The 23,984-nt window shown below is 62.2% G+C and carries 13 protein-coding genes; 7 read left to right on the forward strand and 6 right to left on the reverse strand.

Going from position 1 to position 23,984, the window contains the following annotated elements; all coding sequences use genetic code 11:
- Positions 1-88: 88 nt before the first annotated feature.
- The gene (putA, locus tag BBG20_RS02660; protein ID WP_065900002.1) at positions 89-4,042 is read right to left on the reverse strand and encodes a trifunctional transcriptional regulator/proline dehydrogenase/L-glutamate gamma-semialdehyde dehydrogenase; all 3,954 of its coding nucleotides are present in this window, start codon (positions 4,040-4,042) and stop codon (positions 89-91) included.
- A gap of 81 nt (positions 4,043-4,123) precedes the next feature.
- Here putA and BBG20_RS32275 point away from each other — a divergent pair, with 81 nt between their 5' ends.
- The 4 genes from BBG20_RS32275 (at position 4,124) to BBG20_RS02675 (ending at position 8,949) form a co-directional block, all read left to right on the forward strand.
- On the forward strand, positions 4,124-4,381 hold the full coding sequence (locus tag BBG20_RS32275) for a hypothetical protein (protein ID WP_141697260.1): 258 nt from the start codon (positions 4,124-4,126) through the stop codon (positions 4,379-4,381).
- A 123-nt stretch (positions 4,382-4,504) separates the two neighbouring features.
- On the forward strand, positions 4,505-5,989 hold the full coding sequence (gene putP, locus BBG20_RS02665; protein ID WP_065900004.1) for a sodium/proline symporter PutP: 1,485 nt from the start codon (positions 4,505-4,507) through the stop codon (positions 5,987-5,989).
- A 204-nt stretch (positions 5,990-6,193) separates the two neighbouring features.
- Positions 6,194-8,224: a type VI secretion system Vgr family protein gene (locus BBG20_RS02670; RefSeq protein WP_065900006.1), complete on the forward strand. Its 2,031-nt coding sequence runs from the start codon at positions 6,194-6,196 to the stop codon at positions 8,222-8,224.
- Positions 8,224-8,949, forward strand: a complete 726-nt coding sequence (locus BBG20_RS02675) for a DUF4123 domain-containing protein (protein WP_065900008.1) — start codon at positions 8,224-8,226, stop codon at positions 8,947-8,949. The genes BBG20_RS02670 and BBG20_RS02675 overlap by 1 nt, the downstream gene beginning before the upstream one ends.
- Here the strand turns inward: BBG20_RS02675 and BBG20_RS02680 are convergent.
- Positions 8,935-10,212: an O-acetylhomoserine aminocarboxypropyltransferase/cysteine synthase family protein gene (locus tag BBG20_RS02680; protein ID WP_065900012.1), complete on the reverse strand. Its 1,278-nt coding sequence runs from the start codon at positions 10,210-10,212 to the stop codon at positions 8,935-8,937. The two genes, BBG20_RS02675 and BBG20_RS02680, sit on opposite strands and share 15 nt — an antisense overlap.
- A gap of 252 nt (positions 10,213-10,464) precedes the next feature.
- Between BBG20_RS02680 and BBG20_RS02685 the strand changes: the two genes are divergently transcribed.
- Entirely contained in the window at positions 10,465-11,301 is an 837-nt protein-coding gene (locus tag BBG20_RS02685; RefSeq protein WP_065900013.1) for a 23S rRNA (adenine(2030)-N(6))-methyltransferase RlmJ, read from the forward strand.
- Between the two features lie 97 nt (positions 11,302-11,398).
- Here the strand turns inward: BBG20_RS02685 and msrA are convergent, their stop codons facing one another.
- The 4 genes from msrA to aceE form a co-directional block, all read right to left on the reverse strand.
- On the reverse strand, positions 11,399-12,046 hold the full coding sequence (gene msrA / locus BBG20_RS02690) for a peptide-methionine (S)-S-oxide reductase MsrA (RefSeq protein ID WP_065900014.1): 648 nt from the start codon (positions 12,044-12,046) through the stop codon (positions 11,399-11,401).
- Between the two features lie 72 nt (positions 12,047-12,118).
- A complete protein-coding gene (locus BBG20_RS02695; RefSeq protein ID WP_065900016.1) occupies positions 12,119-14,812 on the reverse strand; it encodes a putative bifunctional diguanylate cyclase/phosphodiesterase in 2,694 nt (897 codons plus the stop codon).
- 316 nt (positions 14,813-15,128) lie between these two features.
- Positions 15,129-16,781: a dihydrolipoyllysine-residue acetyltransferase gene (gene aceF, locus BBG20_RS02700; RefSeq protein ID WP_065900017.1), complete on the reverse strand. Its 1,653-nt coding sequence runs from the start codon at positions 16,779-16,781 to the stop codon at positions 15,129-15,131.
- Positions 16,782-16,792: 11 nt separating this feature from the next.
- On the reverse strand, positions 16,793-19,438 hold the full coding sequence (gene aceE / locus BBG20_RS02705) for a pyruvate dehydrogenase (acetyl-transferring), homodimeric type (protein ID WP_065900019.1): 2,646 nt from the start codon (positions 19,436-19,438) through the stop codon (positions 16,793-16,795).
- A gap of 383 nt (positions 19,439-19,821) precedes the next feature.
- Here aceE and glnE point away from each other — a divergent pair, with 383 nt between their 5' ends.
- Positions 19,822-22,761 carry a bifunctional [glutamate--ammonia ligase]-adenylyl-L-tyrosine phosphorylase/[glutamate--ammonia-ligase] adenylyltransferase gene (gene glnE, locus BBG20_RS02710; protein ID WP_065900021.1) on the forward strand — a complete coding sequence of 980 codons (2,940 nt, stop codon included), beginning with the start codon at positions 19,822-19,824 and terminating at the stop codon, positions 22,759-22,761.
- A 188-nt stretch (positions 22,762-22,949) separates the two neighbouring features.
- Positions 22,950-23,984, forward strand: coding sequence for a lipopolysaccharide heptosyltransferase II (waaF, locus tag BBG20_RS02715; RefSeq protein WP_065900023.1), 1,035 nt, complete (start codon positions 22,950-22,952; stop codon positions 23,982-23,984).

Consider the following 23,984-nt stretch of genomic DNA (forward strand, 5'->3'; position numbering starts at 1 on the left):
ACAAGCAGCTTGAGGCTTGAGGCTTGAGGCTTGAGGCTTGCAGCTTGCAGCTTGCAGCTTGCAGCTTGCAGCTTGCAGCTTAGAAGGTTTAGCCGATGGTCATCAGGCTGGCGTTACCGCCTGCTGCAGCGGTGTTAACGCTCAACGCCCGCTCAATCACCAGGCGTTCCAGTGCAATCGCGGTCTCGCCTTGCGACAGACCATGCACCCCGACAATCGCCCCGCCACGCTGGGCCACTTGCTGGCACACCGCACGCAGTTGATCGGAATCACCGTGGTGCAGGACGGCGTCGAACACCACGTCATCCTTGGTCCAGTCGGCCACGCGCTTGATCTTCGCCTGAATCTCCTTCGGCAGGCGTGGGAACAAGGCCTTGGTCAGGTCGGTTTCCGGCCATACCGCAGAACCGCCAACAGCCAGCACCGCCGCCAGTTGAGTCAGCAGGTCGCCTTCTACGTCCGCCAGGCACAGCACGTGCTCGCGGGGCAGGATGGCGTAGCTGTTGCGCTCGCCAGTCGGGCCAGCCAGTTGACGGGTGATACCGCTTTGCGATTGCGCGGCGAACTGGCTGCACAGGGCGCTCAGGTCGCTGAACTGATTGCTGTCGGCCCAGGTTTTCAGGGCGGTCAGCGGTTGGCTCATGGCGTCGCGCAAACGGACATCCGGTGCAGCCAGTGCGTCGCCACGCACGAAGGATTGTTCGATCGCATCGGTAGGGCGGGTCGACAGCAGGCGGTACAGGTACAGCGGACCACCGGCTTTCGGGCCGGTCCCCGACAGGCCTTCGCCGCCGAACGGCTGCACGCCGACCACGGCACCAACAATGTTGCGGTTGACGTAGACGTTACCGGCATTGACGTTGTCGATCACCTTGGCGATGGTCTCGTCGATACGAGTGTGCACGCCCAGGGTCAGGCCATAGCCGGACGCATTGATCTGCGCGATGAGCTGGTCGATCTCTTTGCGCTTGTAGCGCACCACGTGCAGCACCGGGCCGAAGATCTCGCGTTGCAGTTCGTCGAAGCTTTCCAGCTCGATCAGGGTCGGCATCACGAAAGTGCCACGCTTGATCTCTTCGCCGTCGGCAATGGCCACCTGGTACACGTTGCGGCCTTTGTCGCGCATGGCCTGGATGTGTTTCTCGATGCCGGCCTTGGCTTCGGCGTCGATCACCGGGCCGATGTCCACGGACAGGCGCTCCGGGTTACCCAGGCGGCATTCAGCCATGGCGCCCTTGAGCATTTCGATCACGCGGTCTGCCGAATCTTCCTGCAGGCACAGGACACGCAGGGCCGAGCAACGCTGGCCGGCACTGTCGAAGGCCGAGGACACTACGTCGATGACCACTTGCTCGGTCAGCGCCGAAGAGTCGACGATCATCGCGTTCTGGCCACCGGTTTCGGCGATCAGTGGGATCGGACGGCCCTGGGCATCCAGGCGGCCGGCGACATTGCGTTGCAGCAGGCGCGCGACCTCGGTGGAACCAGTGAACATCACACCTTTGACGCGTTCATCACCGACCAGGCGCGCACCGACGCTTTCGCCCTGACCCGGCAGCAGTTGCAGCACACCTTCCGGAATACCGGCTTCAAGCAGGATGCGCACGGCTTGGGCCGCCACCAGCGGCGTTTGCTCGGCAGGCTTGGCCAGTACCGGGTTGCCGGCAGCCAGTGCGGCAGCGACCTGACCACTGAAGATTGCCAGCGGGAAGTTCCACGGGCTGATGCAGACCACCGGACCCAGTGGGCGGTGGGCGTCGTTGGTGAAATCGTTGCGTGCCTGCACCGCGTAGTAGCGCAGGAAGTCCACGGCTTCGCGCACTTCGGCGATGGCGTTGGCGAAGGTCTTGCCGGCTTCGCGAGCCAGCAGGCCCATCAGTGGCTGGATCTCGCCTTCCATCAGGTCGGCGGCACGTTCCAGGATCGCGGCGCGCTCGGCGGGCGGGGTGGCCTGCCAGATCGGGCCGGCATTGATGGCGCACTGGATGGCGTTGTCGACGTCTTCGACGGTGGCTTCCTGGACGTGACCGACCACATCACGCAGGTCGGACGGGTTCAGCACCGGTGCAGCAGGCTGGTCGCTGGAGGCGCAACCGAGCATCGGCGCGGCTTTCCAGTGGTTGTGCGCGGTGGCAAGCAACGCGCAGGACAGCGACGCCAGACGGTGTTCGTTGGCCAGGTCGATGCCGGCCGAGTTGGCGCGGTCGCTGCCATACAGGTCGCGGGGCAGCGGGATGCGCGGGTGCGGCAGGCCGAAGCCGCCTTCCAGCGTCGCCATCTGCTCGATGCTGGCCACTGGATCGGCCACCAGCTCCTGGATCGAGATGGACTGGTCGGCAATGCGGTTGACGAACGAGGTGTTGGCGCCGTTTTCCAGCAGGCGACGCACCAGGTACGCCAGCAGCGTTTCGTGGGTGCCGACCGGTGCGTACACGCGGCACGGACGATTCAGTTTGCCCTCGGAGACCTTGCCTACAACTTGCTCGTACAGTGGCTCACCCATGCCGTGCAGGCATTGGAACTCGTACTGGCCTGGGTAATAGTTCTGACCAGCGATATGGTAGATGGCCGACAAGGTGTGGGCGTTATGCGTGGCGAACTGCGGGTAGATGACTTCCGGCACCGACAGCAGTTTGCGTGCACAGGCGATGTAGGAAACGTCGGTGTACACCTTGCGGGTGTAGACCGGATAGCCTTCCAGGCCTTCAACCTGGGCGCGCTTGATTTCGCTGTCCCAGTACGCGCCTTTCACCAGGCGGATCATCAGGCGATGGCGGCTGCGGCGGGCCAGGTCGATAACGTAGTCGATCACATACGGGCAACGCTTCTGGTAGGCCTGGATCACAAAGCCGATGCCGTTCCAGCCGGTCAGCTGTGGTTCGAAGCACAGGCGTTCGAGCAGATCCAGCGACAGCTCCAGGCGGTCGGCTTCCTCGGCGTCGATGTTCAGGCCGATGTCGTATTGCTTGGCCAGCAGGGTCAGGGACAGCAGGCGCGGGTACAGCTCGTCCATCACGCGCTCGTATTGCGCACGGCTGTAACGCGGGTGCAAGGCCGACAGCTTGATGGAGATGCCTGGGCCTTCATAAATCCCACGACCGTGAGAGGCTTTGCCGATCGAGTGGATGGCTTGTTCGTACGAGGCCAGGTATTTCTGGGCATCGTGTTCGGTCAGGGCGGCTTCCCCGAGCATGTCGTAGGAATAGCGGAAGCCCTTGGCTTCGAACTTGCTCGCGTTGGCCAGGGCTTCGGCGATGGTTTCGCCGGTGACGAACTGCTCGCCCATCAGGCGCATGGCCATGTCGACGCCCTTGCGGATCATCGGCTCGCCGCTCTTGCCGATGATGCGGCTCAGGGACGAGGTCAAGCCTGCTTCGTTATGCGTGGCGACCAGTTTGCCGGTCAGCAACAGGCCCCAGGTGGCAGCGTTGACGAACAGCGACGGGCTGTTGCCCAGGTGCGGCTGCCAGTTGCCGGTGCTGATCTTGTCGCGGATCAGCGCGTCGCGGGTGCCCTTGTCCGGGATGCGCAGCAGCGCTTCGGCCAGGCACATCAGTGCGACACCTTCCTGGGACGATAGGGAAAATTCCTGCAGCAGGCCCTGAACAATACCGGCACGGCCGCTGGCACTCTTCTGATTACGTAGTTTTTCGGCAATCGAGGCGGCCAGCTTGTTGGTGGCTTCGGCCATGGGCTGCGGCAGGCGGGCCTGCTCGATCAGCATCGGCACCACTTCCGGCTCCGGGCGACGGTAAGCGGCGGTGATCGAGGCGCGCAGCACGGATTGCGGCAGGATGCTCTCGGCAAACTCCAGGAAGCACTGGTGGGCGTGGTCGGCCTGGACTTCGCCGGCGTCATCTGCGTCCTTGCTGCTCAAGCCATTCAGCTCGGTCAGGGTTGCACCACCCTCGAGTTTCTCCAGGTAATTGAAAATCGCCTGCTTGATCAGCCAGTGCGGCGTGCGATCAATCGAGGTCGCGGCGGCCTTCAGGCGTTCGCGGGTCGGGTCGTCGAGTTTGACCCCAAGGGTGGTCGTAGCCATTTTTTTATCCTCATGGGTGCCACTACCGAGTGGCATCAGCTGGCGGCAAGATTAGCTTTGCGCCTGCAGAGGTGCAACCGGGTGCAACCCATTTTCTTCATGATTTTTTCGATCGTGATCGGGAAAAAATCTGGCCCTCGACGGAATTCGCTGTGTGTTGGTGCATTTGCTTCTGAGATCGGCTGTTCTTGCTCCGAAAAGGAGCAAAAACGCGCTGATTGCCGCAATACACACCTAGGTGCAACTTATTCTCAAGAAACTGGTTGCACCTTATTTGCTTTGTTGAATAGCATTCGCGCCCAAGGTGCAACCACCTTTACGGTTCGGTTCATCGGCTGACGGCTTTCCTGGGGAAACGTCAGTCATAAATGCGCGGCACACCGGTTCGTCTTCCCAACTAGCAATGGGGTAGCCGTCCGCGAGACCGCTGCTACATAAAAACAAAGCCAGGGCGTCACTCATATGAGCGTTAGTAATCCCACCCTGATCACGTTTGTGATCTACATCGCAGCAATGGTGCTGATCGGCTTCATGGCCTATCGCTCCACCAACAACCTTTCCGACTACATCCTCGGCGGTCGCAGCCTCGGCAGCGTGGTCACTGCCCTGTCGGCCGGTGCTTCGGATATGAGCGGCTGGCTGTTGATGGGCTTGCCGGGCGCGATCTACATGTCCGGCCTGTCGGAAAGCTGGATCGCCATCGGCCTGATCGTCGGTGCCTACCTCAACTGGCTGTTCGTGGCCGGTCGCCTGCGGGTACAGACCGAGCACAACGGCGACGCCCTGACCCTGCCGGACTACTTCTCCAGCCGTTTCGAAGATAAAAGCGGCCTGCTGCGGATCATCTCTGCGGTAGTGATCCTGGTGTTCTTCACTATCTATTGCGCTTCCGGCATCGTGGCCGGCGCCCGCCTGTTCGAAAGCACCTTCGGCATGTCCTACGAGACTGCGCTGTGGGCCGGCGCGGCTGCGACGATTGCCTACACCTTTGTGGGTGGTTTCCTGGCGGTGAGCTGGACCGACACCGTACAAGCCACGCTGATGATTTTCGCGCTGATCCTCACGCCGATCATCGTGCTGCTGGCCACCGGTGGCGTCGACACCACCTTCCTGGCGATCGAAGCCAAGAACCCCGACAACTTCAACATGCTGAAGAACACCACTTTCATCGGCATTATCTCGCTGATGGGCTGGGGCTTGGGTTACTTCGGCCAGCCGCACATCCTCGCGCGTTTCATGGCAGCGGACTCGGTGAAGTCGATTGCCAATGCGCGTCGCATCTCCATGACCTGGATGATCCTGTGCCTGGGCGGCACCGTGGCGGTGGGCTTCTTCGGTATCGCCTACTTCTCGGCGCACCCGGAAGTGGCCGGCCCGGTCAACGAGAACCACGAACGTGTGTTCATTGAGCTGGCCAAGCTGCTGTTCAACCCATGGATTGCGGGCGTGTTGCTGTCGGCCATCCTGGCAGCGGTCATGAGCACCTTGAGCTGCCAGCTGCTGGTATGTTCGAGCGCGCTGACCGAAGACTTCTACAAGACCTTCCTGCGCAAAAATGCTTCCCAGGTCGAGCTGGTGTGGGTCGGCCGCGCCATGGTGCTGGTAGTGGCGCTGATCGCTATCGCCATGGCTGCCAATCCGAACAACCGTGTGCTGGGCCTGGTGAGCTATGCCTGGGCCGGCTTCGGTGCCGCGTTCGGTCCTGTGGTACTGATCTCGGTGATCTGGAAAGGCATGACCCGCAACGGCGCACTGGCCGGGATCCTGGTCGGCGCGATCACCGTAATCGTGTGGAAGCACTTCGAATTGCTCGGCCTTTACGAAATCATCCCAGGCTTCATCTTCGCCAGCCTGGCGATCTACTTCGTGAGCAAGCTGGGCGCACCGACCGCCGGCATGATCGAGCGTTTTGATGCTGCGGAAAAAGACTACAACCTCAACAAGTAATTCGCCGGGCGCTGAGCGCCTGATGAGTTAAAGAAAAGGCCCGCATCCTACGGATGGCGGGCCTTTTTTTGCGTGTGATTTCAGACGAGCCAAAGAAGATTCTGACGCACCTATGTAGGGTTTTACTGATTTGCAGTGAGCATGCTCTTTAGCGTGGAGCAGTGGTGCAGAATCTGCCGCCTACCCCTCGCAGAGAAACACCGGATGTTCGCTCCTGCCAATCAAAGTGCCTTTACCCTGACCCTGGATGGGGTGCCGAGTGAACTCAAGGTGTTCGAGTTTCACGGCACCGAAGCCATCAGCCAGCCCTATTGTTTTGACCTTGAGCTGGTCAGCGAGCAACCTGACCTGGAGCTGGAAAGCTTGCTGCATCGCCAGGTGTACCTTGGCTTCGATGCCCAGGGACGCGGGGTGCATGGCCTGGTCTACCGCGTGGCGCAGGGCGATTCCGGGCGACGCCTCACGCGCTATCAGCTCAGCCTGGTGCCGCAGCTGGCGTACCTGCAGCACAGCAGCCACCAGCGGATCTTCCAGCAGCAGACGGTGCCGCAGATTGTGGTGCGGGTATTGGTGGGGCAGGGCATCCAGAGCGACCAATTCCAGTTCAGCCTGAGTGGTACTTACCCACCGCGCGAGTATTGCGTGCAGTTCGGCGAGACCGATCTGGCGTTCATTCAGCGGCTATGTGCGGAGGTGGGGATTCACTATCACTTCCAGCATTCGCCCGAAGCGCATTTGCTGGTCTTTGGCGATGACCAGACGGTGTTTGCCCAGGCTGAACAGTCCACGCCGTATGCGCCCGGCTCCGGAATGGTGGCTGAGGCGCCGGCAATCAAGCGGTTTGCCGTGCGCTTGGCCACGCGTACCACGTCGGTCAATCTACGCGATTATGACTTTCAAAAACCGCGCCTCGCCCTGGAGAGTGCGGCCGCCGGTGAGCAGCTTCCCGCGCTTGAGCAGCAGGGTTTCCCCGGCCATTTCAACGACCGTGCCCATGGCAAATACCTGGCGCAGCGTGGGCTGGAGCGTCATCGCAGTGATTACCAGCTGGCCCATGGCAGCGGTGATGTGCCGGCGCTGGCCAGTGGTCGGTTCCTCACGCTGAGCGGGCACCCGCGCGCGGCTTGGAATGATGTGTGGCTGGTGCGCGAGGTCACGCATGCAGGCAAGCAACCGCAGGTGTTGGAAGAGGCTGTTACGGAGGTGTCTGGCGCAGCGTTTCGCCAGGGTTATCGCAATGAGTTTGTCGCCGCGCCGTGGGAGGTGATCTTTCGCCCGCCATTGCCTGAGCAGCCGCGCCCGGTTATTTCGGGTTATCAGAGTGCCGTGGTCACCGGCCCCGCCGACAGTGAGATCCATTGCGACGAATACGGGCGGGTCAAGGTGCAACTGGCCTGGGATCGCGGCGGTGAACATGACGAGCATTCCAGTTGCTGGCTGCGGGTCGCCAGTGGCTGGGCGCATGACCGCTATGGCTCGGTGCTGATCCCCAGGGTCGGCATGGAGGTGCTGGTGGGTTTCGTCAATGGTGACATGGACATGCCGCTGGTGATGGGGTGCGTGCCCAACGCGGCGACGACGTTGCCCCTCGACCTGCCCGCGGAAAAGACCCGCAGCATTTTCCGCAGCCAAAGCAGCCCCGGTGGGGGCGGCTATAACGAGTTGCGCATTGAAGATCGCAAGGGCGCCGAGGAAATCTACCTGCGTGCCCAGCGGGATTGGACCCAACATGTGCTGCATGATCAGCAGGTGCAGGTGGATAACCGGCGGCGGGTGAGGGTGGGTGGTGAATCGCACCATGAACTGCAGGGCGAAGAACAACGCATCACCCATGGCAATCGGCTGACTGAACTCAAGCAGGATGATCACCTGGTGGTCGGCGGCTCGCAGCAGATGCGGGCCGGGCAAACCATTCAGATCGGCGCGGGGCAGAGTGTGGTCATCGATGCCGGTGCGAGTGTGACGATTCAGGCGGGCGGGCAATCGATCACGCTGTCCTCGGGCGGCATATTCAGCAGCGTGCCGATTCAACTGGGCGGTGCTCCCGCAGCGCCGGCCGCACCTTTGCTGCCGGGCTTGAAGGAGACATTGCTCGCAGTGCTTGCCGCGCCATTAAGTCGTGTGCAGATAGCCAGCCTGAAACGCAGCGCACCCTTTTGCGAGGAGTGCGAGCGATGCAAGAACGGCCAGTGCGATCTGGCTGGTCAATCCACCCGGGCAAGGAGTCCAGCCTGATGCCTCCACGTTTGACGCCAGGCGCCTGGTTGGCCGAATACCCTTTGCTTGCCCATGAGCGGCTTTTCGCGGTGTTGGGCAGTGCCAGCGAGGCCAAGCCGTATGCTGCCTGGCAAGCCATGACGGCCGGGAATCTGCCGCACCCCGTGTGGGCCGGCACCGCCTACGCTGACTGGGATGAGGTCATGCCTTATGTGGGCATTGTCGAGCCGGGTAGCGCTTTCCTCGATTGGGTTGCTGCCAGCGCCGCCACGGATTGGGGGTGGTTGGCGATATCGTCCAGCCCGCTGGAGACCGTGCTTGCGCACCTGCAAGGCCTGACCAAAGTGTACCTGCCCGATAACCAAGAGGTGTTTTTGCGCTTCTGGGATGGGGCTCAGTTTCACCCGATCTTGCAGGCATTGGGCGATGAGGCGGGGAAGGTGCTGCCAGTGTTCCAGCGGTATCTGATCAATGGTCAACCGCTGGCGGTGGTACCGGGGCCCGTGACCGAGGCCAACCCCTGCCCCTGGTGGCGGGTGCCTGCGCCAGTATTGGAGCATCTGGCAGCGCAACCGCCGCACATTCTGGTCGACAACCTGCTGCAATGGCTCGAAGAGCAGCGCCCGGACGTGTACACGGCGTTTACGCCGGCGACCCTGCGGCACAAGGTCACCTATTGTGTGCGTCGTGCGCAGATCAGCCACGAGGCGCTGGCCGACTACCTGGTTTCAGAGTCGGGTTGAGTCGAGTGCCTGTTGCAGGTCCTCGACCAGGTCTTCGATCGCCTCGATACCGACTGATAGGCGGATCATCTCCGGCTTCACGCCGGCCTTGGCCTGCTCCTGCTCGTTCATTTGCCGATGGGTGGTGGAGGCTGGGTGGCAGGCCAGGGATTTGGCGTCGCCGATGTTCACCAGGCGCTTGAAGATCTGCAGCGCATCGTAGAAGCGCACGCCGGCCTCATAGCCGCCCTTCAAGCCGAAGGACAGGATCGCCGACGGTTTGCCCTGCATGTATTTCTGCGCCAGCGCATGGTGCGGGTGATCCGGCAGGCCTGCGTAGCTGACCCACTCCACGTCGGCATGGTCTTGCAGGAACTGCGCAATTTTCAGCGCGTTCTCGGTGTGGCGCTCCATGCGCAGGGCCAGGGTTTCCAGGCCTTGGAGCAGCAGGAACGCATTCATCGGCGCAAGGGCGGCGCCGGTGTTGCGCAAGGGCACGGTACGGGCGCGGGCGATAAAAGCGGCAGGGCCGAATTTCTCGGTGTAGACCACGCCGTGATAGGCCGGCTCGGGCTGGTTGAGGCCGGGAAATTTATCCGCGTATTTCGTCCACGGGAACGTCCCGCTGTCGACGATCACGCCGCCCAGGGAGTTGCCGTGGCCACCCACGTATTTGGTTACCGAGTGCACCACGATGTCGGCGCCGAACTGGATCGGCTTGCACAGGATCGGCGTGGCCACGGTGTTGTCGACCATCAGCGGTACGCCGCGGGCATGAGCGACGTCGGCCAGGGCTTCGATGTCGATGATATTGCCTGCCGGGTTGCCGATGCTTTCGCAGTAGACCAGCTTGGTGTTGTCGTCGATCAGTTCGGCAATGGCCTCGGCGGAGTCGTTGCGGGCGAAGCGCACGTCCACGCCGAAGCTGGGCAGCAGGTGGGCGAACAGGGTGTAGGTGCCCCCATACAGCTGCGGGGTGGTGACGATATTGTCACCGGCACGGGTCAGGGTCTGGATCGCATAGTGGATTGCAGCGCTGCCAGCCGAGACGGCGAGGGCGGCGATCCCGCCTTCGAGGGCCGCCATGCGTTGTTCCAGCACATCGTTGGTGGGGTTCATGATCCGTGTGTAGATATTGCCGGGCACATCCAGGTTGAACAGGTCGGCGCCGTGCTGGGCGTTATCGAATTCGAAAGCGACGTTCTGGTAGATCGGCACGGCGACGGCCTTGGTGGTCGGGTCCGACTTGAAACCGTGGTGCAGTGCAAGGGTGGCGTCTTTCATGATGGTTATTGACCTCCTTGGATTCCTGGATGCCCCCGTCGAGAACGCTGGGGGCTGGTTGCCTGCGATGGCATCACCGCGCACTACGGGTAATACCGCGTCACTTGCGTCGCGGGCAAGCCCGCGCCCACCGGGGGCATTAGATTGTTTTCGGGGGTATGCCTGCGTTTGCGACATAAGCACCGCCCGACACGCAGCCCTGCACCTTTGCCCGTGTAGAAGGTAAACTTCGCCCCCTGCGCAGGAGCAACCATGAATTATCGTCACGCCTTTCACGCCGGCAACCACGCCGATGTCTTCAAACACCTGACCTTGACCCGCCTCATCGCCCTGATGTCGCGCAAGGAGCAGCCGTTCGCCTACCTCGATACCCACGCCGGCATTGGTCTGTACGACCTGCAGGGCGACCAGGCCAACCGCACCGGTGAATACCTGGAAGGCATCGCCCGCCTGTGGGGCGCGAGCGACCTGCCGCCGCTGACCGCCGACTACATGCGCGTGTTGCATGAGATGAACCCGGACGGTCAGTTGCGCTACTACCCGGGCTCACCGGAGCTGGCACGACGTCTCACCCGGCCGCAGGACCGCGTGTTGCTCAACGAAAAGCACCCCGAAGATGGCGTGCTGCTCAAGGACAACATGAAGGGTGATCGCCGGGTCAAGGTGCACCTGGGCGAAGGCTGGCATGTGCCTCGCGCACTGCTGCCGGTGCCGGAAAAGCGTGCGCTGATGCTCATCGACCCGCCGTTCGAGCAACTCGATGAAATGCAACGCTGCGCCGCCTCCCTCAAGGAAGCGATAGGCCGGATGCGTCAAACCGTGGCGGCGATCTGGTACCCGGTGAAGGATCAGCGCATGTTGCGCCGTTTCTACCAGGACCTGGCCGGCACCGGTGCGCCGAAGTTGCTGCGGGTGGAATTGCTGGTGCATCCGCTGGACACGCCAAACACCCTGACCGGCTCGGGCCTGGCGATCGCCAACCCGCCGTGGGGCCTGGAAGAGGAATTGCGTGAGCTGCTGCCGTGGCTGTCCAAGAAGCTTGGCCAGACCCAGGGTGGCTGGCAGATGGATTGGCTCATAGCTGAATAGTTATAAGCTGCAAGCCGCAAGCTGCAAGTGACAGCAGCGAACACCACTTGCAGCTTGCAGCTTGTAGCTTGCGGCTTATGGCTTGTCGCTCCGACCTTCAGATCGGACAGGTCACGCCCGTGCCGCCAATCCCGCAGTAGCCCTGCGGATTCTTCGCCAGGTACTGCTGGTGGTACGCCTCGGCGAAGTACACGGTCGGTGCTTCTTCGATTTGCGTGGTGATCGCACCCAGGCCGGCCTTGCTCAGTTCTTGCTGATACGCCTGTGCGCTGGCCTTCGCCGCGGCCAATTGCTCAGGCGTGGTCGCATAGATTACCGAGCGGTATTGGCTGCCGATGTCATTGCCCTGGCGCATGCCCTGGGTCGGGTTGTGCAATTCCCAGAACATTTTCAGCAGGTCTTCATACTTGACCTTGGCCTGGTCATATACCACCAGCACCACTTCGCTGTGGCCGGTCAGGCCCGAGCAGACTTCTTCATAGGTCGGATTCGGCGTGAAGCCGCCGGCATAGCCGACCACGGTGCTGACCACGCCATCGCGCTGCCAGAACCTGCGCTCGGCACCCCAGAAGCACCCCAGGCCGAAAATCGCGAAGCCGACATCATCCAGAAACGGGCCCAGCAGCGGGTTGCCGTTGACGAAGTGCGTCTGTGGCAGGTTCATCGGAGTTTCACGGCCAGGCAAAGCTTGTTCTTGAGTAGGCAGCACGTTTTTGTTCACCAGAATTTCCGAGCGCAAGACCATGGGCAGTCCTCTCAGTCAGATTGAGTTGGGTAAGAATTCAGACCGCCAGTGTGCCCGAGTGTTACGGCGCTGTCAGGCGATTGGCCCGCGCGGGTAGCGCTTGAGCTTCTCGAGCAGCTCTGCACCCGGGATCGGCCGGTCGAACAGGTAGCCCTGGCCCACGTCGCAACGATGCCGGCGCAGGAAGGCCAGTTGCTCGGAGGTTTCGACGCCTTCGGCCACCACCTTGAGCTTGAGGTTGTGGGCCATGGCGATCACCGCCGAGGTGATTTCCATGTCGTCCTGGTTGTCCGGGATTTCGTGGATAAAGCTGCGATCGATCTTGATGATGTCGATGGGGAATTTTTTCAAGTAGCTGAGCGACGAGTAACCGGTACCGAAGTCGTCCATGGCCAGGGTCAGGCCGAAGCTTTTCAATTGGTCCAGTTGCAGGCGCGTGTCTTCCGTGGCCTCCAGCAGCAGGCCTTCGGTCAGTTCCAGCTCGAGCAGGTTGGCCGGCAGCTGTTCTTCCTTGAGGATCGTGGCGATGGACGCCACCAGGTCCGGGTCGGAGAACTGCTTGGGCGACAGGTTGATCGCCACCTGCAGGTTGCCCATGCCGGCGGCGCTCAATTGCCGGCTCATGCGGCAGGCCTGGCGGGCGATCCATTTGCCGATGGGGATGATCAGCCCGGTTTCTTCGGCCACGCTGATGAACTGGTCGGGGCGGATCATGCCTTTTTCCGGGTGGTTCCAGCGCAGCAGCGCTTCCATGCCCAGCAAACGGCCACTGCGCAGGCACAGCTTGGGCTGGTAGAACACGTCCAGCTCGTTCTGGGTTAGGGCACGGCGCAGGTTGTTTTCCACGAACAGCTTGTAGCTCGCCTCGGCGTTCAGCGCTTCGGTAAAGACTTGCACCTGGTGTTTACCGTTGGCCTTGGCCTTGTGCAGGGCCAGCCCGGCGTTGCGCATCAATGTCTGTGGATCGCGGCCGTGCAGCGGCGCGCAGGCCAGGCCCACGGAGCCGGTGACGCTGATCAACTGGTTGTCGACGAACATCGGCTTGTCGAGGGTCGCGAGCAGTTGGCTGGCGACCTGCTGGCCGCTCTCCAGGTCCGTGTCGTCGAGCAACACCGCAAACTCGTTACTGGCAAACCGCGCCAGGCTGCCGCCGGCACTCAGGCTGTTGCGCAGGCGCCGGGCCAGGCTGATCAGCAGCTTGTCGCCGGTCTGGTGGCCGAGGCTGTCGTTGATCCGCTTGAAGTTGTCGATGTCCACCAGCAACAGGCTGATCGGGCTGTCGCTGTCGCGGGCAAAGCGCTCGTCGAGGTTGCGGATGAAGGCCGGGCGGTTACCCAGGTTGGTCAGGTTGTCGGTATAGGCCAGGCGCTCGATGCGCTGCTGCGCGAGTTTGGTCTGGGTGATGTCTTCGTAGATGCCGATGTAGTGGGTCAGCTCACGATTATCGCCATACACCTTGGAGATCGACAGCTGGCCCCAGTAGGGCTCGAGGTTTTTGCGCCGGCTCTTGAACTCGCCCTGCCAACTATTGCTTTTGGCCAGGCTCGAGGGCGCATCGAACAGCAGTTCGCTGAGGTTCTCCAGGGCTGGCAGTTGGGCCAGGCGGTGGCCGTGGACCTCTTCGGCGCTGTACTGGGTGATCGCCGTAAAGCTCGGGTTGACGTATTCCACCACGCCATCGCAGTTGACCAGTAGGAAGGCGTTGGCGCTTTGTTCCACGGCCCGCTGGAACAGATGCAGGGCGCTGGTGGCGGTGCGGCGGTTGTGGTTGTTGATGACTTGCGCGAACTGGTCGGCCAGTTCACCGGCGAAGGCAATTTCATCGGCCTGCCAGGCGCGCGGGCTGCCGCCCTGTTCCAGGCACAACACGCCGATCACTTGGCCATCGACGCGGATGCTCGCGTCGAGCATCGCGTAGATGTCCTTGGCCCGCAGGTTCTCGGCCATCTCCCGGGTACGCGGGTCGCGCATGGCGTTGGTGGCGTCGATGGCGCGGCTAGTGTGCAGGGCTTCGAGGTAGTCGGGAAAGCCGCTCGCGTCGATCGCCTCGGGCATATGGTGGCGTTGGTCCGCGCGGTGGTACGCCGAAATCGGCACCAGGCGCTGGCCTTCGAGGTTCCAGATGCTGGCGCAGTCGATCTGGTAGATATCGCAGGCGCTGCGGGTGATCAGTTCGGCGGCTTCCTGCAGCGAATTGTTAGTGGTGTAGCGCTGGCGGGCCAGCAACAGGATCAGCTCCTGCTGGGCGCGCACCCGTTCCAGGTGCTGCAGTTGTTCCTGCTGGGCGCGCTGGTTGAGCTCCAGGGCGATCTGCAGGCGGCTGTTCTGGCTCTCCAGCTCCGCCGTGGGGGCGGGGGAAGGCACTTCGCTGAACAGGCCGTCGACCACCATCAGGTAGCCGCGCAGCAGGTGGCGATTGTGCTGTTTGTAGGCTTCGCCCATTTCCAGCAGGCTCAGTGGGCCGTCGCTGGTGTGCAGGGTGTAGCGCACCAGGTAGTGAGGGCTCTGGGTCAGTTGCTGCTGGATGGTGTCGTGCAGTTGATAGCGCGCCTGGGGCTCCATCAGGCTGGCGTAGGGGGTGCCGATCAGGGCGCACAGCTCGACCGCCGGCAGGCCGAATTGGCGCTCGCAGTTGGGGTCGAGGTAGAGCAGGGCCCAGCTTGCCTCATTAAGCCGCTCGAAACGCAGCATACCGAGGCGCGAAGGCACCGGTAACTGCGTCACTACCTCGGCCGCCATACGGGCGACATCGGGTTGGCTTTTCATGGGGGAGACTCACTTGAAATAACGCGCACGGCGCCGGGCTCACGCCCTCTTTTCTGCTGCCTGCGGCAAGGTTGCATCATGCGGCGCGGGCTGACAAGAGAGGATGAAGGCTAAGTGCTATAAGGGGGTTATCGGCCGAGCGAGGGGTTTCTTCAATCGATGTGACGGAAGGTGTACAAACCTGTTTGGCTTGTTCAATTTTTACCCGGTACGCAGGCAAAAAAAGCCCCGCCAAGTGGCGGGGTTGAGGTACGAGCGTGGCGCTCGGAAATCGGTGCGGCAAGGGCCTCCCCGCTGAAGGGGAGGCCGTTGCGGCTTACAGCAGGATGGTGCGGATGTCGTTCAGCAGTTGGCTCAGGCGCTGCGTGAAGCGTGCAGCGGCGGCGCCGTTGATCACACGGTGATCGTAGGACAGCGACAGCGGCAGCATCAGCTTTGGCTGGAACGCTTTACCGTCCCACACAGGCTGGATAGTTGCCTTGGACACACCCAGGATCGCCACTTCCGGCGCGTTGACGATCGGCGTGAAGCCGGTGCCGCCAATGTGGCCGAGGCTGGAGATGGTGAAGCACGCGCCCTGCATGTCGTCCGGGGTGAGCTTCTTGTCACGGGCCTTGGCAGCCAGTGCAGCAGCCTCAGCGGCAAGCTGCAGCAGGCTCTTCTGGTCGACGTTCTTGATGACCGGTACCAGCAGGCCATCCGGGGTGTCGACCGCAAAACCTACGTGCACGTATTTCTTGCGAATGATCGCCTTGCCGCTTGGCGCCAGCGAGCTGTTGAAGTCCGGCAGTTCCTTGAGCAGGTGTGCACAGGCCTTGAGCAGCAGTGGCAACACCGTCAGTTTCACGCCGGCCTTCTCGGCCACGGCTTTCTGCGCAACGCGGAAAGCTTCCAGGTCGGTGATGTCGGCCTGGTCGAACTGAGTCACGTGCGGGATGTTCAGCCAGCTGGCGTGCAGACCGGCCGCGCCGATTTGCATCAGGCGGGTCATCGGCACTTCTTCGGTTTCGCCGAAGCGGCTGAAGTCCACGGTGCGGATCGGCGGAATGCCCGAACCACCGGTAGCGCCGCCAGCAGCTGGCGCTTCCTTGGCTTTGTGCATCATGGCCTTGACGTAGACCTGCACGTCTTCCTTCAGCACGCGACCGTGAGGGCCAGTGGCCGACACGGCGCTCAGCTCAACGCCGAACTCACGGGCCAGCTGACGCACGGCAGGGCCGGCGTGCACCTTGGCACCGCTTGGCGCTGGAGCGGCAGCAGCAGGGGCCGCAGCGGCCTCGGCTTTGGCAGCAGGCGCAGGGGCGGCAGCAGCCGGAGCCGGAGCCGATTCAGCCTTGGCAGCCGGAGCGGCCGCTGGTGCTGGAGCGGCAGCCGGCGCTGCGCCTTGGACTTTGAGCTTGAGGATGAAATCGCCAGTGCCGACTTCGTCTTCCAGCTTGACCGCGATGCTTTCCACCACGCCGGCAGCCGGCGAAGGGATTTCCATGGAGGCCTTGTCGGACTCCAGGGTGATCAGCGACTGGTCGGCTTCGACGGTGTCGCCGACCTTGACCAGCAGCTCGATGATCTTGGCCTTGCCTGACGAGCCGATGTCCGGGACGTGAATGTCCTGGACGCTGGCGGCGGCAGGTGCAGTAGCCGGGGCCGGAGCGGCCTCGGCAGCAGCAGGCTTTTCAGCAGCAGGGGCTGGTGCAGCAGCGGCAGCCGGGGCCGCCGCAGGGGCCGCATCAGCGGCACCTTCGATTTCCAGCTCCAGCAGTTCGTCGCCTTCTTTCAGGCGATCGCCCAGCTTCACTTTCAGGCTCTTGACCACGCCGGCCTTGGGAGCAGGGATTTCCATGCTCGCCTTGTCAGATTCCAGGGTCAGGATGCTCTGGTCGGCTTCGACGGTGTCGCCGACCTTCACAAACAGCTCGATTACTTCACCTTCACCGCTGCCGATGTCAGGTACGCGAATGAGTTCGCTCACAAAAAATCTCCTCAGCAGTCCAGTGGGTTGCGTTTTTCCGGGTTGATCCCGAACTTGACGATAGCGTCAGCCACTACCTTAGGCTCGATCTCACCACGGTCAGCCAAGGCTTCCAGGGCTGCCAACACCACGAAGTGACGGTCGACTTCGAAGAAGTGACGCAGCTTCTTGCGGCTGTCACTGCGGCCGAAACCGTCGGTGCCCAGGACTTTGAATTCCTTGGACGGGACCCACTGGCGAATTTGTTCAGCAAACAGTTTCATGTAGTCGGTCGAAGCGATCACCGGGCCTTTACGGCCGGTCAGGCACTCTTCCACGAAGGTGCGCTGTGGCTTCTGGCCAGGGTGCAGGCGGTTGTGACGCTCTACGGCCAGGCCATCGCGACGCAGTTCGTTGAAGCTGGTAACGCTCCAGACGTCAGCGCCGACGTTGAACTCGTCACGCAGGATCTTAGCCGCTTCACGCACTTCACGCAGGATGGTGCCGGAGCCCATCAGCTGCACGTGGTGCGCCGCTTCCTTGGTGTCTTCTTCGAGCAGGTACATGCCCTTGATGATGCCTTCCTCGACACCGGCCGGCATGGCTGGCTGCTGGTAGGACTCGTTCATCACGGTGATGTAGTAGAAAACGTCCTGCTGCTCTTCGGTCATCTTCTTCATGCCGTCCTGGATGATCACCGCCAGCTCATAGCCGTAGGTTGGATCAAAGGTGCGGCAGTTCGGGATGGTGGCAGCCAGGATGTGGCTGTGACCGTCTTCGTGTTGCAGGCCTTCGCCGTTCAGCGTGGTACGGCCGGCGGTGCCGCCGATCAGGAAACCACGGGTACGGCTGTCGCCTGCTGCCCAAGCCAGGTCGCCGATACGCTGGAAACCGAACATCGAGTAGAAGATGTAGAACGGCAGCATCGGCTGGTTGTGGCTGGAGTACGAAGTACCGGCAGCGATGAAGGAGCTCATGGCGCCCGCTTCGTTGATGCCTTCTTCGAGGATCTGGCCCTTCTTGTCTTCCTTGTAGAACATCACCTGGTCTTTATCGACTGGCTCGTAGAGCTGGCCGACGGAGGAGTAGATGCCCAACTGACGGAACATGCCTTCCATACCGAAGGTACGGGCTTCGTCCGGGATGATCGGGACGATGCGCGAACCGATTTCCTTGTCCTTGACCAGCTGCGCGAGGATCCGCACGAAGGCCATGGTGGTGGAGATCTCACGGTCGCCCGAGCCGTCCAGGATAGCCTTGAGGGTATCGAGTGGCGGTGTAGGGATGTCGAAGGACTTGGCGCGACGCTGTGGCACGAAACCGCCCAGTGCGGCACGACGCTCGCTCAGGTAACGGGCTTCGGCGCTGTTCGGCTCCGGCTTGAAGAACGGCAGGTTCTCGAGCTCTTCGTCCTTGACCGGGATGTCGAAACGATCGCGGAACAACTTCAGGCTGTCGACATCGACTTTCTTGGTGTTGTGCGCAGTGTTTTTCGCTTCGCCGGCACCGGTGCCATAACCCTTGATGGTCTTGGCCAGGATGACGGTCGGTTGTTCTTTGTGGTTGACCGCTTCGTGGTACGCCGCGTAGACCTTGTACGGGTCGTGGCCGCCACGGTTGAGTTTCCAGATCTCGTCGTCGGACAGGTCGGCAACCATCGCCTTGAGTTCAGGCGTGTTGAAGAAGTGTTCACGTACGAACGCGCCGTCTTTGGCTTTGTAGTTCTGGTACTCGCCGTCGATGACTTCGTCCATGCGGCGTTGCAGGATACCGTCGACGTCCTTGGCCAGCAGTGGGTCCCAGAAACGGCCCCAGATGACTTTGGTCACGTTCCACTGAGCACCGCGGAACACGCCTTCGAGTTCCTGGATGATCTTGCCGTTGCCGCGAACCGGGCCGTCGAGGCGCTGCAGGTTGCAGTTGATGACGAAGATCAGGTTGTCCAGCTTCTCGCGGCCAGCCAGGGAGATGGCGCCCAGGGATTCCGGCTCGTCGCACTCGCCGTCGCCCAGGAAGCACCAGACTTTCTGCTTGCCTTCCGGGATGAAGCCGCGCGCTTCCAGGTACTTCATGAAGCGTGCCTGGTAGATCGCCTGGATCGGGCCAAGGCCCATGGATACAGTCGGGAACTGCCAGAAATCAGGCATCAGCCAAGGGTGCGGGTACGACGACAGGCCGTTACCGTCCACTTCCTGGCGGAAGTTGTTCATGTGTTCTTCGGTGATACGGCCTTCCATGAACGCACGGGCGTAGACGCCTGGCGAGGTGTGGCCCTGGAAGTAGATCAGGTCGCCGCCGTGTTCGTCGGTCGGGGCCTGGAAGAAGTAGTTGAAGCCGATGTCGTACAGGGTTGCGCTGGAAGCGAAGCTGGAGATGTGACCGCCCAGGTCAGAATCTTTCAAGTTCGTGCGCATTACCATCGCCATGGCGTTCCAACGTACCAGCGAGCGAATGCGGCGTTCCATGAACAGGTCGCCAGGCATGCGTGCTTCGTGGGTAACGGGGATGGTGTTGCGGTACGGCGTGGTGATGGCGTAGGGCAGTTGCGAGCCGCTGCGGGTCGCGAGTTCGCCCATACGGGTCATCAGGTAGTGAGCACGGTCTTCGCCTTCTTTGTCGAGAACCGATTCCAGGGCGTCCAGCCATTCCTGGGTTTCGACGGGATCGAGGTCTTGCATGGCTTGCTCCAGGGCGGAAAGGCTACCAGAATCGGTTGCCTGAAGTTTGCGACTGGCCTTGTGGGCAGACGACATAAATTCTTGGATGGCCGAAGGTTGCTTCGGCGTCCTGTAGTTTTACTACAAATCGTCGGCCATTTCAGCCTTTCGAATGTATATACGAGTAGTAAAACTACACAAGACTGAGCGGATTGCTCGGTCTGGCTGGTGAGCATAATCGTTATTGTTGATCTTTTGCGAACAAGAAAAGGTAGAAGTTTAATGTTGCCTGCCAAAATTAATGATTTTTCAGCTATTTCTAACTTTTGTTCGACAGTCCTTCATCGAGCGTGGTTCTTGCGTTCACAGCTACAAGCCATTTACGCGCCGATCAAGGATAGACCATGAGCCTGCCAACACTGGCCGAATTACCCGCCATTCTCTTGCCTTACGCCAGCCGGGCCGAGCAGTCATTTCGTGACGCAGTGGCCGCGCTGGACGACGATCATGGCCTTTCTGCGTGGACGCCGCAACGGTGGGCCGACTTCGCCCGCGTGTGCGCCGCCAGTGATTTCGTGATTGAACAGAGTGTGCGTGACCCTTTGATGTTGCTCGAGCTGGTGGCCTGGGGCGAGCTGGACCGCGGCTTTGCGCCGGGCGAGCTGTGCGGCCAGATCGCCGGCGCCGTGCAACAGGCCGAAACAGAAGATGAGCTGGGCCGCGTGCTGCGCCGCCAGCGCACGCGCCAGCAAGTGCGCATCATCTGGCGCGACCTGACCCGCCAGGCGGACCTGGTGCAAACCTGCCGAGACCTCTCCGACATGGCCGACGCCAGCATCGACCAGGCCTACCAGTGGCTGTACCAGCGCCATTGCGTGCAGTTCGGCACGCCGACTGGCCGGCGCAGCGGCGAAGCCCAGCACATGGTGATCCTCGGCATGGGCAAGCTCGGTGCGGTGGAGCTGAACCTGTCGTCGGATATCGACCTGATCTTCGCCTACCCCGAGGGCGGGGAGACGGTGGGCGTCAAGCGTTCCCTGGATAATCAGGAGTTCTTCATTCGCCTTGGTCAAAAATTGATCAAGGCCCTCGATCCGATGACCGTCGACGGCTTCGTGTTCCGTGTCGACATGCGCCTGCGCCCCTACGGCTCGGCTGGCGCCCTGGTGCTCAGCTTCAACGCGCTGGAGCAGTACTACCAGGACCAGGGGCGCGACTGGGAACGCTACGCCATGATCAAGGCGCGTGTGGTCGCCGGCGACCAGGTCGCCGGTGCGCAGTTGCTCGATATGCTGCGCCCCTTCGTGTACCGCCGTTACCTGGACTTTTCCGCCATCGAAGCGCTGCGCACCATGAAGCAGTTGATCCAGCAGGAAGTGCGGCGCAAGGGCATGGCCGAAAACATCAAGCTGGGCTCGGGTGGCATCCGCGAGGTGGAGTTCATCGCCCAGGCCTTCCAGTTGATCCACGGTGGTCGCGACCTCAGCCTGCAGCAGCGGCCGCTGCTCAAAGTGCTCGGCACCCTCGAAGGCCAGGGCTACCTGCCGCCGGCGGTGATCGCCGAGTTGCGCAACGGCTATGAATTCCTGCGCTACACCGAGCACGCGATCCAGGCGATTGCCGATCGCCAGACGCAAATGCTCCCGGACAGCCCGGAGGACCAGGCGCGCATTGCCTTTATGCTCGGTTTTGCCGACTGGTCCGCGTTCCATGAGCGCCTGATGTACTGGCGTGGCCGGGTGGATTGGCATTTCCGCCAGGTCATCGCGGATCCGGATGAAGAAGAGGGCGAAGAGGGCGAACTGGTCGTGGGCGGAGAGTGGTTGCCGCTGTGGGAAGAGTCCCAGGACGAAGAGGCTGCGTGTCGCCAGCTCGCGGAGGGCGGCTTCACTGACGCGCCCAAGGCCCTCAAGGCCTTGGCCGGCCTGCGCAGCAGCCCGCAATTGCGCGCCATGCAGCGCCTCGGTCGCGAGCGATTGGACGCGTTTATCCCGCGCCTGCTGGCCCAGGCCGTCGAACACGCCAACCCGGACCTGGTGCTCGAACGTGTATTGCCGCTGGTGGAGGCCGTCGCGCGGCGCTCTGCCTATCTGGTGCTGCTCACGGAAAATCCCGACGCCCTGCGCCGCCTGCTGACCCTGTGCGCCGCCAGCCCGTGGATTGCCGAGCAGATCACGCGTTTCCCGCTGCTGCTCGACGAGTTGCTCAACGAAGGCCGCCTGTTCAAGCCGCCATTGGCGCCGGAACTTGCCGCCGAGTTGCGCGAGCGGCTCACGCGGATCCCCGAGGATGACCTGGAGCAGCAGATGGAGGCCCTGCGGCACTTCAAGCTGGCTCACCGCCTGCGCGTGGCGGCCTCGGAAATCGCCGGCAGCCTGCCGTTGATGAAAGTCAGCGACTACTTGACCTGGCTCGCCGAAGCCATCCTCGAACAGGTACTGGCCCTGGCCTGGCGCCAGACCGTGGCGCGCCACGGCTCGCCGCAACGGCTGGACGGCACCTTGTGCGATCCCGGGTTCATCATTGTCGGTTATGGGAAAGTCGGCGGCATCGAACTGGGGCATGGTTCGGACCTGGACCTGGTGTTTATCCACGATGGCGACCCGCAGGCCGAGACTGACGGCGCCAAGCCGATTGATGGCGCGCAGTTCTTCACGCGCCTGGGCCAGCGGATCATCCATCTGCTGACCACCCAGACCAACTCCGGCCAGCTGTATGAGGTGGACATGCGCCTGCGACCTTCGGGCGCGTCCGGGCTGTTGGTCAGTTCGCTCGGCGCGTTTGATCGCTATCAACAAAATGAAGCCTGGACCTGGGAACATCAGGCCCTGATCCGCGCGCGCGTGCTGGTCGGCAGCCAGGATGTGGGCCAGGCGTTCGAGCAGGTCCGGGCCAAGGTACTGGGGCGTGAGCGCGATCTGGCGAAGCTGCGCCAGGAGGTCAGCGAGATGCGCGCCAAGATGCGTGACAACCTGGGTACCAAGGGCACGGCGGCCGGCACCGGCGCCAATGCCTTCGAAGCCACGGCGCTGTTCGACCTCAAGCAGGACGCCGGAGGTATCGTCGATATTGAATTTATGGTGCAATACGCGGCTTTGGCGTGGTCTGCGCAGCATCCATCGTTGCTGCGCTATACCGACAATATCCGCATTCTGGAAGGCCTGGAGCAGGTGGGGTTGATGCCCGCCGCCGATGCTCATCTGCTGCGCGAGGTGTATAAAGCCTACCGCTCCGCCGCGCACCGCCAGGCCCTGCAGAATGAGGCTGGTACGGTAGCCGGGGATCAGTTCGCCGACGAACGGCGCCAGGTGATGCGAATCTGGCAGGAACTGGGGTTAAGCTGAAGCTCGAATAAAGGTGGGAGCGGGCTTGCTCGCGAAAGCGGTAGTTCAGTCACTCGATGTGGCGGCTGACAGATCGCTTTTGCGAGCAAGCCCGCTCCCGCACAAAGCTGTTACCGGGCCAACCGTGACCTACAGTAATTTTCGAGGCGGGGAGGCATAAGCCTCCCCGCATCGTTTGTGGAAACTACATGAATATTCTGATCGTTGGGCCCAGTTGGGTCGGTGACATGGTGATGGCACAGACACTGTTCCAGTGCCTGCGCCAGCGCTATCCGGACTGCCAGATCGACGTGCTTGCCCCTGAGTGGAGCCGGCCGATCCTCGAGCGCATGCCCGAAGTGCGCAAGGCCTTGAGCTTTCCGCTCGGCCACGGTGCCCTGGAACTGGCGACCCGCCGGCGTATCGGCAAATCCCTGGCCGGCCAGTACGACCAGGCGATCCTGCTGCCCAACTCGATGAAGTCGGCGCTTGTGCCGTTTTTCGCCGGTATTCCCAAGCGCACCGGCTGGCGTGGCGAGTTTCGCTACGGCCTGCTCAATGACGTGCGCAAGCTCGACAAGGCGCGTTACCCGCTGATGATCGAGCGTTTCATGGCGTTGGCCTACGCCCCCGGCGCCGAATTGCCGACGCCGTACCCGCGCCCGAGCCTGCAGATCGACCCAGTCACCCGCGATGCAGCGCTGGCCAAGTTCGGCCTGCAACTCGATCGCCCGGTGCTGGCGCTGTGCCCGGGTGCTGAGTTTGGCGAGTCCAAGCGCTGGCCGTCGGAGCATTACGCCAAAGTCGCCGAGACCAAGATCCGCGAAGGTTGGCAGGTGTGGCTGTTTGGATCGAAAAAGGATCACCCGGTCGGCGAGGACATTCGCCAGCGCCTGATTCCCGGCCTGCGCGAAGAAGCCGTGAACCTCAGTGGCGATACGTCACTGGCCGAGGCCATCGACTTGCTGTCCTGCGCCGACTCGGTGGTGTCCAACGACTCCGGCCTGATGCACGTGGCGGCTGCACTGAACCGCCCGCTGGTGGCGGTCTACGGCTCCACCTCGCCGGGCTTCACTCCGCCGTTGGCCGACCAGGTCGAAGTGGTGCGCCTGGGACTCGATTGCAGCCCCTGTTTTGATCGCACCTGCCGTTTCGGCCATTACAACTGCATGCGCCAATTGCTGCCGCAGCCGGTGAACGAAGCCTTGCAGCGGTTGCAGGGCTCTGCGGTCGAGGTCCGATAG

Origin of the sequence: Pseudomonas aylmerensis (genome assembly GCF_001702265.1) — a bacterium.
Lineage (GTDB): Bacteria > Pseudomonadota > Gammaproteobacteria > Pseudomonadales > Pseudomonadaceae > Aquipseudomonas > Aquipseudomonas aylmerensis.